Source organism: Lysobacter auxotrophicus, from assembly GCF_027924565.1.
In the GTDB taxonomy this organism is placed as follows: Bacteria; Pseudomonadota; Gammaproteobacteria; order Xanthomonadales; family Xanthomonadaceae; genus Lysobacter_J; species Lysobacter_J auxotrophicus.
On sequence record NZ_AP027041.1, the window covers coordinates 604,338 to 620,319 of the forward strand.

General features: G+C 68.5%; 9 protein-coding genes. 5 read left to right on the plus strand and 4 right to left on the minus strand.

Going from position 1 to position 15,982, the window contains the following annotated elements:
- Window positions 1-15: 15 nt before the first annotated feature.
- From LA521A_RS02610 to LA521A_RS02630, 5 genes are all read left to right on the plus strand, one after another.
- Entirely contained in the window at window positions 16-2,007 is a 1,992-nt protein-coding gene (locus LA521A_RS02610; RefSeq protein ID WP_281780834.1) for a sialate O-acetylesterase, read from the plus strand.
- A complete protein-coding gene (manD, locus tag LA521A_RS02615) occupies window positions 2,004-3,272 on the plus strand; it encodes a D-mannonate dehydratase ManD (RefSeq protein ID WP_281780835.1) in 1,269 nt (422 codons plus the stop codon). The genes LA521A_RS02610 and manD overlap by 4 nt, the downstream gene beginning before the upstream one ends.
- Window positions 3,273-3,441: 169 nt before the next feature.
- Window positions 3,442-5,106: a glycoside hydrolase family 43 protein gene (locus LA521A_RS02620; RefSeq protein ID WP_281780836.1), complete on the plus strand. Its 1,665-nt coding sequence runs from the start codon at window positions 3,442-3,444 to the stop codon at window positions 5,104-5,106.
- A gap of 21 nt (window positions 5,107-5,127) precedes the next feature.
- Complete coding sequence (locus LA521A_RS02625; protein WP_281780837.1) at window positions 5,128-7,827, plus strand: glycoside hydrolase family 3 C-terminal domain-containing protein; 2,700 nt, start codon at window positions 5,128-5,130, stop codon at window positions 7,825-7,827.
- Window positions 7,828-8,016: 189 nt separating this feature from the next.
- Window positions 8,017-9,474, plus strand: coding sequence for a mannitol dehydrogenase family protein (locus tag LA521A_RS02630; protein ID WP_281780838.1), 1,458 nt, complete (start codon window positions 8,017-8,019; stop codon window positions 9,472-9,474).
- Between the two features lie 92 nt (window positions 9,475-9,566).
- Here LA521A_RS02630 and LA521A_RS02635 read toward each other — a convergent pair whose 3' ends face one another.
- The 4 genes from LA521A_RS02635 to uxaC all read right to left on the minus strand — a co-directional run bounded on the left by LA521A_RS02635 (window position 9,567) and on the right by uxaC (window position 15,952).
- On the minus strand, window positions 9,567-10,601 hold the full coding sequence (locus LA521A_RS02635; protein WP_281780839.1) for an SMP-30/gluconolactonase/LRE family protein: 1,035 nt from the start codon (window positions 10,599-10,601) through the stop codon (window positions 9,567-9,569).
- A 19-nt stretch (window positions 10,602-10,620) separates the two neighbouring features.
- The gene (locus tag LA521A_RS02640) at window positions 10,621-11,730 is read right to left on the minus strand and encodes an endo-1,4-beta-xylanase (RefSeq protein WP_281782167.1); all 1,110 of its coding nucleotides are present in this window, start codon (window positions 11,728-11,730) and stop codon (window positions 10,621-10,623) included.
- A 68-nt stretch (window positions 11,731-11,798) separates the two neighbouring features.
- Window positions 11,799-14,540, minus strand: a complete 2,742-nt coding sequence (gene galB, locus LA521A_RS02645) for a beta-galactosidase GalB (RefSeq protein WP_425494555.1) — start codon at window positions 14,538-14,540, stop codon at window positions 11,799-11,801.
- Window positions 14,537-15,952 (minus strand): glucuronate isomerase, encoded by a 1,416-nt coding sequence (gene uxaC, locus LA521A_RS02650; RefSeq protein WP_281780840.1) that lies wholly within the window; start codon window positions 15,950-15,952, stop codon window positions 14,537-14,539. Before uxaC ends, galB begins: the two co-directional genes overlap by 4 nt.
- Window positions 15,953-15,982 lie beyond the last annotated feature (30 nt).

Sequence of the window (15,982 nt, forward strand, 5' to 3'; positions counted from 1 at the left end):
ATGTCGATCCGCAACATGCATCGCATCCGAAACCTCACGCGCGCGCTCTGCGGCATTGCGGCGCTGTCGGCGGCGTTCGTCGCCAATGCCGCCGACGGCACGCTGCTGCACACGATGTTCCAGGACCACGCCGTGCTCCAGCGCGAGCAGCCGATCCGCGTCTTCGGTCGCGCCAACGCCGGCGAGCAGGTGAAGCTCAGTTTCGCCGGCAAGCGCGCCACCGCGCGCGCCGACGCCGACGGCCACTGGAGCGCGACGTTGCCGGCGATGAAGGCCGGCGGCCCGTACGCGCTGAGCGCGACGTCCGGCGACATCACGCAGAACGTGGGCGACGTGATGGTCGGCGACGTCTGGCTGTGTTCGGGGCAGTCGAACATGGAGCTGCAGGTGTGGCGTTCGCTCGATGCACGCGCGGAGATCGCCGGCGCCAACAACGACCGCATCCGCCTGCTCACCGTGCCGCAGAACGGCGCGGTCACGCCCCAGGCGACGTTCGCCACGCCGGTGAAGTGGACGACGACCACGCCCGACACCATTCGCGACTTCTCCGCCGCCTGCTACTACTTCGCACGTGAATTGCAGAAGACGGTCGACGTGCCAATGGGGCTCGTCAACGCGGCGTGGGGCGGATCGCGGATCCAGGCGTGGACCAGCGGCGACGCGCTGCGTGCGACGAAGCTCTACGACGCCGAACTCGACGTGCTCACGCAGTACGCGACCGATGAAGTCGGCGCGATCGCCCAGTGGGGCGACGTATGGGCGCGCTGGTGGAACGCACGAAGCGACGAGAAGGCCGGCGACGAGCCGTGGCGCCGCGATTACACGCCCGGCAAGGACTGGCGCACCGCGCCGCGCGACCTCGGCGCATGGGAGCGCTGGGGCGTGCCGGAGTTGGCGGCGTTCGACGGCATGCTCTGGTATCGCACGACGGTGAAGCTCACCGCGAAGCAGGCCGCGCAGGACGCGACGCTCGCCCTCGCGCCGGCGGATGAAGTCGACATGACCTGGGTGAACGGCGTCGCGGTCGGCAGCACCTACGGCGCGGGCAGCGGTCGCGAATACAAACTGGGCAAGGGCCTGCTGAAGGAAGGCGAGAACGTCGTCGTCGTCAACGTGCTCGATACGTATCGCGACGGCGGACTGTCGGGTCCGGCGTCCGCGAACGCGCTGCGCTTCCAGGACGGCTCGAGCGTCGTCCTGTCGAATCCATGGAAGTATCGCAAGGTGCCCGGTAGCGACACGCCGCCGCGTGCGCCGTGGCAGACCGCGGCCGGCCTCTCGACGCTGTACAACGGCATGATCGCGCCGCTCGGCCGCTACAACGTGCGTGGCATGCTCTGGTACCAGGGCGAGTCGAACACGTTCGAAGCCGCGCGCTATCGCGACCTGCTGCGCACGCTGCGCAGCGACTGGCGTTCGCGTTTCGGTGAGAACACGCCGCTGCTGGTCGTGCAGCTCGCCAATTACGGCATGCCGGCGACGAAGCCCACCGAAAGCGGCTGGGCGGAGTTGCGCGAATCGCAGCGCATCGTCGCCCATGACGATGCGAACAGCGGCCTGGCGGTGGCCATCGACATCGGCGACCACTACGACATCCATCCGTCCAACAAGCAGGAGCTCGGCCGCCGCCTCGCGCGCGTCGCGCGCCATGTCGTGTACGGCGAGAAGCTGCCGCCGTCCGGGCCGGTGCCCGTGTCCGCGCGACGCGTCGATGACGCCGTGGTCGTGACCTTCGGCGACAACACGGGCGATCTCGTCGGCGTCGGCGCCAACGGCCCCATCGGCTTCGAACTGTGCAGCGCGCAGAAGGACAGCTGCCGATACGCCGACGCGAAGGCGTGGAGCAACACCGTCACCCTGCGCGCGCCGAACGCGCACCAGGCCACGCGCGTGCGCTACTGCTGGGCCGACGGCCCGGTGTGCACGCTTTTCGACGGCGCGAACCTGCCGGCCGGTCCTTTCGAAATCGCCCTCCCCACCGCATCCACCGACGACCACGCACGATGAGCACCGCCACCACGAGCACCGCCACCACGCAAAACCGCCACGGCTCCACGCGCGATCGCGAGATCGTCGACGCGAAGGTCATCGTGACCTGCCCGGGCCGCAACTTCGTCACGCTGAAGATCACCACGCGCTCGGGCATCACCGGCCTGGGCGATGCGACGCTCAACGGCCGCGAACTCGCCGTCGCGTCGTACCTGACCGACCACGTCGTGCCGAATCTCATCGGCCGCGATGCCGGCCGCATCGAGGACATGTGGCAGTTCCTGCATCGCGGCGCGTACTGGCGCCGCGGCCCGGTGACGATGACCGCCATCGCCGCGGTCGACGTCGCGCTGTGGGACATCCTGGGCAAGATGGCCGGGCTGCCGCTGTACCAGCTGCTCGGCGGCCGGTCGCGCGAGGGCGCGCTGGTGTACGGCCACGCGAACGGGCGCGACATCGAGGAAGCCACCGACGAGGTCGGCAAGTACATCGAGAAGGGTTTCCTCGCCGTGCGCGCGCAGTGCGGCGTGCCGGGCGTGAAGAAGGCCTACGGCATCTCCGTCGGCGGCAAGCCGTACGAACCGGCGGAAAGCGAGCTGCCCGCCGAAACCGTGTGGAACACGCCGAAGTACCTCAATGTTGCGCCGAAGCTGTTCGAGCGCCTGCGCGCCGACCACGGCCCCGACGTCGAACTGCTGCACGACGTGCATCACCGCCTGACGCCGATCGAAGCGGCGCGCCTGGCGCGCGAGCTGGAACCGTTCCGCCTGTTCTGGCTGGAGGACGCGACGCCGGCGGAGAACCAGAAGGGTTTCGAACTGATCCGCAAGCATTCGGTCACCGCGCTCGCGGTGGGCGAGGTGTTCAACTCGATCTGGGACTGCAAGCACCTCATCGAGAACCAGCTGATCGACTACATCCGCACCACCATCGTGCACGGCGGCGGCATCACGCACGTGCGCCGCATCGCCGATTTCGCCGCATTGCACGCGGTGCGCACCGGCTTCCACGGCGCGACGGACCTGTCGCCGGTGTGCATGGGCGCGGCGCTGCACTTCGACACCTGGGTGCCGAACTTCGGCATCCAGGAATGGATGTTCCATTCGGACGAAACCAACGAGGTGTTCCCGCATGACTACGAGTTCCGCGCCGGGCGGCTGCACGTCGGCGACACGCCCGGACATGGCGTCGACATCGACGAGAAGCTCGCCGCCAAATTCCCCTACGCACCCAAGCAGCTGCCGATCGCGCGCCTGGAAGATGGCGCGATGTGGGATTGGTGATGGCATGAGGACGACCTGCCGCCGCGCCCTCGAGACGCTGTCATCCCCGCGCAGGCGGGGATCCAGCGTTGCCCACGTCGCGGCTTCCGAACGACGCAGTGTCGTCGAACAGTCGGGTTACCGCCTTCGCGGGAACGACAGCCCGGGACGTCGCGGCGGCACGGGATGGATGGTGGCGCTGCTGCTGGCCCTCGCCGGGGCGAGCAGCGCCCACGCCGCCGAGCCCGTCCTCTTCGACTGGTTCGAATACAAGGGCAACGACGCGACCTTCGAAGCGCCGCTGCAGCCCGGCCAGTACCGCAATCCGATCCTCGCCGGCTTCTATCCCGACCCGAGCATCGTGCGCGCGAACGACCGCTATTACCTGGTCAATTCGACGTTCACGTACTTCCCCGGCATCCCGGTGTTCGAAAGCCGCGACCTCGTGCACTGGACGCAGGTCGGAAACGTGATCGACCGGCCGACGCAGCTCGACTTCGACGGACTGAACATGTCGCGAGGCGTGTTCGCGCCCACCATCGAGTACCACGACGGCACGTTCTACGTGCTCAACACGTCGGTGGATGCGGGCGGGAACTTCATCGCGACCGCGAAGAATCCTGCGGGCCCGTGGTCCGATCCGATCTGGTTGCCGACGATCGAGGGCATCGACCCGTCGCTGTTCTTCGACGTCGGCAAGGACGGCGCCAAAAGGGTATTCCTGATCAACAACGACGCGCCCGAAGGCACGCCGCTGTACGAAGGCCATCGCGCGATCTGGATGCAGCAGCTCGACCCGGAAACGCTCAAGCCTTTCGGTCCGCGCAAGGTGCTGCTCAACGGCGGCATGAACCTGGCCGAGAAGCCCATCTGGATCGAAGGCCCGCACATCTACAAGCGCGATGGCTGGTATTACCTTGTGTGCGCGGAAGGCGGAACGAGCCTGCAGCACTCGCAGGTGGTGGCGCGCAGTCGCGACATCTGGGGGCCGTACAAACCGTACGAACACAACCCGATCCTGACGCAACGCGATCTTCCTGAAGATCGCGCGGATGCCATCGGCAACGCCGGCCACGCCGATCTGGTGGAAGCCACCGATGGCACGTGGTGGGCGGTGTTCCTCGCCAGTCGCATGTACGGCCGCGTGCACTACAACACGGGCCGCGAGACCTTCCTGCTGCCGGTGGAATGGAAGGACGGCTGGCCGACGATCCTCGCGCACGGCCAGCGCATCCCGCAGGTCGTCGACGGTCCATCGTTCATGGAGCGCGATGCCACGCAGGCGCCGCTGAGCGGCAACTTCACCTGGCGCGACGACTTCGACAAACCGCAACTCGATACGACGTGGCTGTTCGCGCGCGTACCGAAAACGCAGTGGGCCGACATGCGCTCGCATGCCGGCAAGCTCGCGATCGCGCCGGGCGAAGGACTCGACACGCTGCGAAACCCGACCTTTCTCGCTCGTCGGCAGCAGCATCTGGCCTTCGAAGCGAGCACCGCGATGTCGGTGCCGGCCGATGCAACGACCGAAGCGGGGCTCGCCGCGTTCCAGAACGAGAACTACTGGTTCGCACTCGGCGTGCAGCGCGTGGGCGATGGCGTCGTGTTGACGCTGCGCAAGCGCATGAAGGACGCGACGCAGACGCTCGCCACCGCGACGCTGCCGGCGAAGACGAAGGATTTGAAGCTGAAGGTCCAGGCCAACGGCGGCGATTACGCGTTCGCGTACGACGCCGGTCGCGGCTGGACGTGGTTGAAGCAGGACGTGGACGGGACGGTCCTGAGCACCGATGTCGCCGGCGGTTTCATCGGCGCGACGGTGGGGCCGTATGCGCGCATCGTGCAGGACAACTGAGGAGCGATCGGGATGGAACGCATGAACCAGCTGTCGGACGCAGACAGGACTTCGCGCACGGGACTCGCGCTCGCGCTGTGGCTCGCGTTGTGTGCGCCGGCGGCTGGCGCATACGCGGCCGATACGAAGGCCGGCGACAGGCCGTGGCTCGACACCTCGCGCAGCTTCGAACAACGCGCGGCGGACCTGGTCTCGCGCATGACGCTGGACGAGAAGGCCGCGCAGATGCAGAACGCCGCGCCGGCGATCGATCGCCTCGGCGTGCCGGCGTACGACTGGTGGAACGAGGCGCTGCACGGCGTCGCGCGCGCGGGCGGGGCGACGGTGTTCCCGCAGGCCATCGGCATGGCGGCGACCTTCGACGTGCCGCTGATGGCGCAGATCAGCGAAGCGATCAGCGACGAGGCACGCGCCAAGCATCACGAATTCGCGCGCCAGGGCCAGCGCGGCCGCTACCAGGGCCTCACGTTCTGGTCGCCGAACATCAACATCTTCCGCGATCCGCGCTGGGGGCGAGGGCAGGAGACCTACGGCGAGGATCCCTACCTCACCGCGCGCATGGGCGTGACGTTCGTGAAGGGCCTGCAGGGCGACGATCCGAAGTACCGCAAGCTCGACGCGACGGCCAAGCACTTCGCCGTGCACAGCGGCCCCGAAGCCGATCGCCACACCTTCGACGCGAAGCCGACCGAGCGCGACCTGCGCGAAACCTACCTGCCCGCGTTCGAAGTGCTGGTGAAGGAAGGCGACGTCGATTCGGTGATGGGCGCCTACAACCGCGTCTACGGCGAATCGGCGAGTGCCAGCAGGTTCCTGCTGCAGGACGTGCTGCGCAAGGAATGGGGCTTCAAGGGATACGTCGTCTCCGATTGCTGGGCGATCGTCGATATCTGGAAGCACCACAAGATCGTCGCGACGCCGGAAGAAGCGGCGGCGCTTGCGGTGAAGAACGGCACGCAGCTCGACTGCGGCGACACATACAAGCCCTCGCTCCCGGTGGCGGTGCGCAAAGGCCTGATTTCCGAGGCGGAGGTCGACGCCGCGCTGACGCAGCTGTTCACCGCACGCATGCGGCTTGGCATGTTCGATCCGCCGTCGCAGGTGCGCTGGGCGGGCATTCCTTATTCCGCGAACCAGTCGCCGGAACACGATGCGCTCTCGCGCAAGGTCGCGCAGGAATCCATCGTGCTGCTGAAGAACGACGGCGTGCTGCCGTTGTCGCGCGAGATCAAGCGCATCGCCGTGGTCGGCCCGACCGCGGACGACACGATGGCGCTGCTCGGCAACTACTACGGCACGCCGGCCGCGCCGGTGACGATCCTGCAGGGCATTCGCGATGCCGCGCCGAACGCGCAGGTCGTGCATGCGCGCGGTGTGGATCTGGTGGAAGGTCGCGACGATCCCGCGGCGAATCCGCTGATCGAACCGCAATACCTGCGCCCGGAAGCCGGTTCGACCGAACGCGGCCTGCGCGGCGAGTATTTCCGCAATCGCGACCTTGCGGGCAAGCCGACCCTGGTGCGCGTGGATCCGCAGATCGGCTTCCGCTGGGATCGCGGTTCGCCGACCGACAACCTGATGGCGCGCGGCGAAGCGCAGGGCGGCCAGGACGTGCCGGCCGACGATTTCAGCATCCGCTGGAGCGGGCAGCTGCTGCCGCCGGTGAGCGGCACGTACCAGCTCGAGGCCGCCGGCAACGACGGCGTGCGGTTGTACATCGACGACAAGCCGGTGATCGACCACTGGCAGAACAGCGACCGCCTGCACGCCGAACATGCCAACGTCGAACTGGAAGCGGGCCGCGCGTACAGGATCCGGCTCGAATACTACGAGCGCGAACGCGACGCCGGCGTGCGCCTCGCGTGGCGCATGCCGGGCGCGAAGCCGCCGTTCGAGGAAGCCGTGCAGGCTGCGCGCGACTCGGACGTGGTGGTCTTCGTCGGCGGCCTGACCGGCGACGTGGAAGGCGAGGAGATGACGGTCAACTATCCGGGTTTCGCCGGTGGCGACCGCACCGACATCCGCCTGCCCGCGACGCAGCGCAAGCTGCTCGAAGCGCTGCACGCCACGGGCAAGCCGGTGGTGATGGTGCTGACCGCCGGGTCCGCAATCGGCGTGGACTGGGCGAAGCAGAACCTGCCCGCGATCGTGATGGCGTGGTACCCCGGCCAGCGCGGCGGCAACGCCGTGGCCGACGTGCTGTTCGGCGATGCCAACCCGGCCGGACGCCTGCCCGTCACCTTCTACAAGGCCGACGAAAAGCTGCCTGCGTTCGACGATTACGCGATGCGCAATCGCACGTACCGCTACTTCCAGGGCGAGCCGTTGTATCCGTTCGGCCACGGGCTCTCGTACACCACATTCGCGTACTCGGGATTGAAGCTCGACCGCGCGAGCGCGTCGCCCACTCAGCCGGTGAAAGCGACCGTGCAGGTGAAGAACACCGGCAAGCGCGCGGGCGATGAAGTGGTGCAGCTGTACCTGCATCCGCTGGCCCCCAGGCGCGAGCGCGCGACGAAGGAGCTGCGCGGCTTCCAGCGCGTGCACCTGCAGCCGGGCGAATCGCGCGAGGTGAGCTTCACGATCACGCCGGCGAAGGATCTGCGGACGTGGGACGAAGCGCGCGATGCGTACGCGGTGGACCCCGGCGCGTATGAAGTGCAGGTCGGTGCGTCGAGCGCGGATGTGCGCGTGAAACAGGCCTTTGACGTCACCCCGTAACGCAGACCCACCCACCCGTCGTTCCCGCGAAGGCGGGAACCCGACTGCCGCCGGCGTCACGCTCTGCGGAAGACGTGTCGCAGCGGCAAGCGGGATCCCCGCCTTCGCGGGGATGACGGCTCCTTCCATCACGGCGACGCGTAACGCCGATCCGTCACGCCGATCCACCCCGGAACACAGCAGCACGACATGACCGAACGCCGACTCAACGCCGCCACGCTCGCCACGCTTCCCCCCGACATCCAGCGCCCCAACTACGACCGTGCCGCCACGAAGATCGGCATCGTCCACCTCGGCCTCGGCGCGTTCCATCGCGCGCACCAGGCGGTCTACGTCGACGACGTGCTCGCGCATGATCCCGACTGGGCGATCTGCGGCGTGTCGCTCAACAGCCTGGACGTGCGCGACGCGCTCGCGCCGCAGGACGGTCTGTACACGCTGGCGTTGCTCGGCGAGCAGCCGACGCTGCGCGTGATCGGCGCCATCCGCGAAGTGTTCGCCGCGCGCGAGGAACGCGAGCGCGTGCTCGGTCGCATGTCCGATGTCGACGTGCGCCTGGTCACGCTGACCGTGACCGAGAAGGGCTATTGCCTGTCCGGCGGCGAACTCGATTTCGATCATCCCGACATCGCGCACGATCTGGCCAATCCGCGCACGCCGGTCAGCGCGATCGGCTATCTCGTCGAAGGCCTGCGTCGTCGCAAGGCGCAGCGGCTGCCGCCGTACACCGTGCTCAGCTGCGACAACCTGCCCGACAACGGCGGCAAGCTGCGGCGCGCGGTGGTCGCGTACGCGCAGCGGCTCGACCACGATCTCGCGTGCTGGATTGCCGAGAACGGCGCGTTCCCGCGGTCGATGGTCGACAGCATCACGCCGGCGACCGACGACGCGCTGCGCGAGCGCGTTTGCGACGCGCTCGGCTGCGTCGACGCGTGGCCCGTGCAGCGCGAGGCGTACACGCAGTGGGTGGTCGAGGACGCGTTCTGCAACGGGCGACCGCCGCTGGAGCGCGCCGGCGTCACGATGAGCGACGACATCGCCGGCTACGACCGCGCGAAGCTGCGCCTGCTCAACGCGCCGCATTCGGCGCTGGCGTACCTGGGTTCGCTGATGGGCATCGAAACCGTCGCGCAGGCGATGGGGACGCCGGTGCTCGCGGCGTTCGTCGAGCGCCTCATGCACGACGCCATCGTGCCGAACGTCGCCGCGCCGCGCGGCTTCGACGCGCCGCGCTACGTCGATGCGATCCTGGAACGTTTCCGCAATCCGGCCATCCAGCACCGGCTGTCGCAGATCGCGTGGGACGGATCGCAGAAGATCCCCGTGCGGCTGCTCGGCACGATCGCCGACGCGCTCGCCGCGGGGCGTCCGATCGGCCGGCTCTGCCTGCCCATCGCGGGCTGGCTGCACTTCGTGCGTCGCCAGGCGCGCAACGGCGTCGCGCTTTCGGACCCGATGAACGACGTGCTGTCGCAGGTCGGCCGCCGCACGACGGGCGACGCGACGCACGACGTGGACGCGTTCCTCGCGATCGATGCGGTGTTCGCGCCGCTGTCGGCCGACGCGCGCTTCGTCGCGGCAATGCGCTCGGCGTATGCGGCGCTGGGCGACGGTTCGCCGGACGCGGTGGGCGCGGCGCTCTTGTAGCCCGGGTAAGCGAAGCGCGCCCGGGGAACGAGTCGGCTGCCCGTCCCGGGTGCGCTTCGCTTACCCGGGCTGCAGGAGCCTGTTCGGCTGTCTCAGCGCTCGAATCCCACGCCACGCGCCTCCACGCGAACCCGCGCGACGAAGGTGTGCGAGGTGATGTATAGGGTGCGCCCATCGTCGCCGAAGGTCGCATTCGACACGCGCGCCCCGGTCTCGATCATGCCGAGCCGCTTGCCGCTGGCATCCATCACCAGCAGCCCGCCGGGCGCGCTCGCGAACAGGTGTCCGTCCGCCGAGACCGTCAGCCCGTCGGGGGCGCCTTCGGCGTTCGCGGCGAGGTCGCTCGCATCGGCCAGCACGCGGCGGTCGGTCACGTTGCCGTGCGCGTCGAGCCGATAGACCATCCACACCGGATGCTCGCGATCGGAGTTCGCGACGTACAACGTGCGCTCGTCCGGCGACAACGCGACGCCGTTGGGAAACTTCAGGGCACCTTCGATCAGGTGCACCGAACCGTCCGGATCGAGCCGGTACACGCCGTTGACCGGCTGCTCCTTGAGCGGCGAGTCGTCGATGCCGTTCAACCCGTACGGCGGATCGGTGAAGAACACCACGCCGTCGCGGCGGCGCGCGATGTCGTTGGGGCTGTTGAACCGCTTCCCCTCGTAGGTCGCCGCGAGCGTCGTGCGCTGCTTCGTTGCCGGATCGAACCGCGCGATGAGGCGCGAACCCGAATCGGCCAGCAGCACCGTGCCGGCGGGCTCGGCTTCCAGCCCGTTCGCACCCGCTTCGCGCAGTCCCGCCGTGTCGGTGCCGGCGTAACCGGACGGCGTGAGGAACACCGAGGCGCCCTCGCGCGCGGACCAGCGATGCATCGTGTTCGCGGGCACGTCGTTGAACAGCAGGTAGTCGCCGCCGGAGATCCACGCCGGGCCTTCCGACCACGTGAAGCCTTCCGCGATCTTCTCGATGCGCGCGTCCTTGCGCACGATCGCGTCGAACGACGGATCGAACGCGACGATGCGGCCGATGGACGCGCCATGCGTTTGCGGCGCTGGCGGCGACGCGCACGCGGCGAGCACGGCGCACGACATCACGGCAGCGGCGATGCGAAATCCCTTCGGCATGACGATTCCCCAGTGAGGTTCAGCGGCCCGGTGCGGTGCACGCGTCGCCGCAGGGTACACGCAGCACCGCGTCCAGTGCGGGCCGCGGCTGGCGCTCGCGATCGAACAGCAGCGGATAGTTGATGCGCCCCGGCACCGGGTAGTCGTTCTTCCACGACATCCCGTCGTGCACGCCCCACAGGCTGACGCGATCGATCACATCGCGCTTGCGGTGGAACAGCGCGAACAGCTCGGCGTAGCGCGCGCTCAGCCGTTGCTGCACCTCGGGCGGGAGGCCGTCGCGATACGGATCGAGGTAGCGCTTGAATTCCGGCAGCTGGAACTGCGGATGCGCCATCACCGTGCCGATGACCTGGCCTTCGCGCGTGAGCGGCAGCACGTCCACGTCGAGTTCGGTGATCATCACCTTCAGCCCGAGCGCGGCGTACGCATCGATGGCCGCTTCGATGTCGGCGAGCGACGGATAGTTCAGGCCCCAATGGCCCTGCATGCCGATGCCGTCGATGCGCACGCCCTGCGCCTGCAGCTTCTTCACCATGCGCACGATGCCGTCGCGCTTGGCGGGGCGCCAGGTGTTGAAGTCGTTGTAGTACAGCTGCGCGTCCGGTGCGTAACGATGCGCGAACTCGAACGCATGCTTCACCAGCTCGTCGCCATCGCCGACGCCGCGCACCCACGTGGTGTCGCGATACCCGCCGTCCTCGTCGATCACTTCGTTGACGACGTCCCATGCATCGACGCGGCCCTTGTAGCGACCGGCAACCTTCTCGATGTACGCGCGCATGCGCTCGATCTGCGCCTGCCGCGTGTTCGGCTTGCCGTTCGCGTCCTGGAAGAACCACTCCGGCGTCTGGTTGTGCCACACCAGCGTGTGGCCGATCACGTACATGCCGTGCTTGCGGCCGAAGTCCACGAAGGCGTCCGCCGCGGCGAAGTCGTACACGCCGGGCTTCGGGTTCACGACCTCGGCCTTCATGACGTTCTCGGCGGTGCTCGCGTTGAAGTGTTTGATGGCGATCGCCTGCGATGCGACATCGCGCCCGGACACGATGTCGTCGTTCACGGCCACGCCGAGCCGGAAATCGTCGGCGTATGCGGCCTTCAGCGTCGTCGCGGGCTGCTTCGCCATTGCGCCCGATGCTGCGAGCACGCCGAGCAGCGTGGCGGCAAGCAGGTTGCGTGCGGTGTTGCGTGCGGTCATGGCTGTTCCTGTCGACTTTCGATGGTGAGGGTCGCGCCCTGCAGCGCGTCGCCGTCGGCGCGCAACGTGATGGCGCCGCTCGTACCCGGAACGCCGCGCACGATCGCGAGCGCCATCCCGCTGAACGCACGGCGTTCATGCGAGACGAACGCGTCCATGTCGGTCGGATCGCCGTTGTCGGTCGCGACGATCTCGCCTGGCCCCTCGAGGGTGAAGCGGATGCGGTTGGCGGCGTTCGGCACGGGAAGGCCGTTGCGGTCGAGCACGCGCACGGTGACGAACGAAAGATCGCGCCCGTCGTTGGCGATGACGGCGCGGTCGGCCTTCGCCTCGATGCGCGACGGCGCACCGGCGGTACGCGTGGACGCGCTCGCCCACGGCTTGCCGCCCTGGTACGCCTGCACGCGGATCTCGCCCGGGCGATACACCACCTCGTCCCAGCGCAGGCGGTACTCGAACGGTCCCTTCTTCTTCCGCCCCTGTGACACGCCGTTGACGAACAGTTCGGCTTCGTCGCCGGACGTGAACACGTGCACCGGCGTCACCTGGCCCTCGCGGCCCGGCCACGTCCAGTGCGGCAGCACGTGCACCATCGGCAGGTCGGGACGCCAGCGCGACTGATACAGGTAATAGCGATCCTTCGGAAAACCGGCCAGATCGACGATGCCGGAATACGAACTGCGCGAGTCGTAATAGGGCGTCGGTTCGCCGAGGTAATCGAAGCCCGTCCAGACGAACTCGCCGGCGACGAACGGGTGGCGGTCGAGGCTCGCGAACACCTTGTCGGCGCTGGAGCCGAAATCCACCGCATGCAGTTCGTACGCGCTGACCTGGCGGATCGACGAATCGCCACCGCTGCCGTCGCGCACCGGCGCGCTGGTTTTGGGCGTGACCGGGAACAGGTACACGCCGCGGCTGCTGAGCGCCGATGCGGTTTCGGTGCTGACGATGGCCTTGCCCGGGAATGCCGCATGGAACGCGTCGTACTGCGGCGGCGTGCGGATGCGCTGCGTGCCTTCGAACTCCGGTTCCTGGCGGATGCCTTCGCCCTGGTAATTCAGGCCGATGACGTCCAGCTCGCGAGGCAGCGGCATGTCGGGCTTGGCCCAGTTCATCGCGTTGATCGTGGGACGCGTCGGGTCCTCCTCGCGCACGATCGCGTGCAGCTTCCGCGCGATGGCCGCGCCGTCCTCGCCGGTGTACTGCTCGCCGACTTCATTGCCGACGCCCCACAGCACGATGGAGGGATGGTTGCGGTCGCGGCGCAGCATCGCGCGCAGGTCGGGCTCGTGCCAGTCGGGGAAGGCGAGGTGGAAATCCAGCGGCGTCTTCTTGCGTTCCCACGAGTCGAACACCTCATCGACCACGAGAAGGCCCATGCGATCGGTGATTTCGAGCAGTTCCGGCGCCGGTGGGTTGTGCGCCATCCGCACGGCATTCGCGCCCATCTCGCGCAGGATCTCGAGCTGCCGCTCCGCGGCGCGCACGTTGAACGCAGCGCCGAGTGCGCCGAGGTCGTGATGGTTGTTCACGCCGCGGATCGCGATGCGTTCGCCGTTGACGATGAGGCCTTCGTTCGCATCGAAGCGGATCGTGCGGATCCCGAATGGCGTTTCGACGCGATCGACGGCGCGGCCGTCCTCCGTCACCGTGGTGACGGCGACGTAGCGCTGCGGCTGCTGCGTCGGCGGCGGGCCCCACAGGCGCGGATTCGCCAGCGTCGTGGAGGCGGTGAGCGTCGTGCTCGACCGGGCGGGAATGCGCGCACGAGCGTGCGCGATGCGCGCGACGGCGCCGCCGCGCTTCACGCCGTGCGCGTCGAGTTCGAACACCTCCGTGGTTGCGACGACGTCCGCGACGCGCGCGGAATCGTTGTCGATCGACACGTCCAGCGCGATCGTTGCGGAATCCCTGGACACCTGCGGTGTCGTCACGCGCGTGCCCCACTGCGCGACGTGCACGGGGTCGGTCGTCACCAGCCACACGTTGCGATACAGCCCCGCGCCGGGGTACCAGCGCGCCGAATCGGGCGGGTTGTCGAGGCGGATGGCGAGCTGGTTCGCGCGCCCGGGCGTCACGTACGGCGTGAGGTCCACTCGCCAGCCGTTGTAGCCGTACGGCCAGCCGCCGACGAGCTGGCCGTCGAGCCACACCGTCGCGTACGACATCGCGCCGTCCACGTCGAGGAATACCTTGCGCCCCGCATCGCCCATCGGAATGTCGAGCGTGCGGCGATACCACGCCGGGCCCCACGTCTGCAGCCGTCCCATGCCGCCGTACGGACCGTCCTTGAGGAACGGCCCGGCGATGGCCCAATCGTGCGGCAAGGTCACCTTCGTCCATGCGCGATCGTCGAAGTCGCGCTGCACGAACGAGACGTCGCCACCGGGATGCCCGGCGGGGCGCACGTGGCGCTTCGCGGGGTCGCGGATCAGCGGATTGGCGGTGGGCAGGATCCACGCCTTGAGCACGCGTCGATCGGTCGCCTGCACCGTCGCGGCGGCATCGGGCCGGGCATCGGCGTCCTTGCCGTCGGCGCTCTGCGCGACCTCGGGGCGGACGTCGTAGTCCAGGCCGCTCGCATCAGCGGGATCGCCCTTGTGGAAGCGCCATCCGGTGTCGAGGAGAACGCGCTCACGCGTTGCATCGCGATCGGCCGCCGCCACCGCGCCGCACAGCAGCGTCGCGGCGATGCACAGCGCATGCGCGACGCCACGGCAGCGCAGCCACGCGATCACAGGCGGTACGCCTTCTTCGGCAGGCGATACGCAAGGTCGATCGCGACCTCGACGGCTTCGTCCTCGTCCACGCGGTGTTCGGCGACGAGCTTGCCGAGGAACGCGCAGTCGATGCGCCGCGCGACGTCGTGGCGCGCGGGAATCGACAGGAACGCGCGCGTGTCGTCGTTGAAGCCGATGGTGTTGTAGAAACCGCCGCTGGCCAGCGTCTGCTCGCGGAAGCGCCACATGCCTTCGGGCGCATCGTGGAACCACCACGCCGGGCCGAGGAACAACGTCGGGTAGTGGCCGGCGAGCGGCGCGAGTTCGCGGCTGTAGGTGCTCTCGTCCAGCGTGAACAGGATGACGTTGAGGCGCGGATCGTTGCCGAAGCGGTCCAGCAGCGGCTTGAGCGCGTGCACGTACTCGGTGCGCAGCGGGATGTCGGCGCCCTTGTCGCGGCCGTAGCGATCGAACAGCCCCGCGTTGTGGTTGCGGAAGCAGCCCGGATGGATCTGCATGACCAGGTCGTCGTCCAGGCTCATCGCCGCCATCTCGGTGAGGATCTGCGCTCGGAACAGCTCCGCCTGCGCCGGTGTGGCCGCGCCGCGCACGACGACGTCGAACAGCTTGCGGGCCTCGTCCGGCGGCAGGTTCGCGGTCGCGGCGGACGGATGGCCGTGATCGGTCGACGTCGCGCCCATGCGCTTGAAGAAATCGCGCCGCTGGCGATGCGCGCGCAGGTAGCCGTCCCAGGTGTATACGTTCTCGCCGGTGAGCTCGCCGAAGCGCTCCAGCGCGGACGGGAACTGCTCGTGCTCGGGATCGACCACCGGATCGGGCCGGTACGCGGTGATGACGCGGCCCTTCCAGCCGCTGCCCTGGATCGCCTGGTGGTGTTCGAGCGTTTCCAGCGGCGACTCGGTGGTCGCGATCACCTCGATGTTGAAGCGCTCGAACAACGCGCGCGGCGTGCACGGCGGCGTCTGCAGCGCATCGGTGATGCGGTCGTAGTAATCGTCCGCGGTGCGCTCGTCCAGGCGCTCGCGCAGGCCGAACACCTCGTAAAAGACGTGGTTCAGCCACATCGACGAGGGCGTGCCGCGGAACAGGTGGAAATTGCGCGCGAACACGCGCCACGCCGCACGCGGATCGACCTGCGCACGCGAGCCGTCGGCGCGCGGGATGCCAAGTTCATCCAGCGACACGCCCTGGCTGTACAGCATGCGGAACACGTAGTGGTCCGGCACCAGCAGCAGTTCGGTGGCATTGGCGAACGGCGCGTTCGTGGCGAACCACGCCGGGTCGGTGTGACCGTGCGGGCTCACGATCGGCAGCGCGGCGACTTCGCGATACAGGCGGCGCGCGATGTCGCGCGTGGCCGGATCGCTCGGGAAAAGGCGGTCTTCGTGCAGGTGCAGGGGCGTGGTCATGGCGGGAAGCTCAAGGCAGGTGGTGCGGAT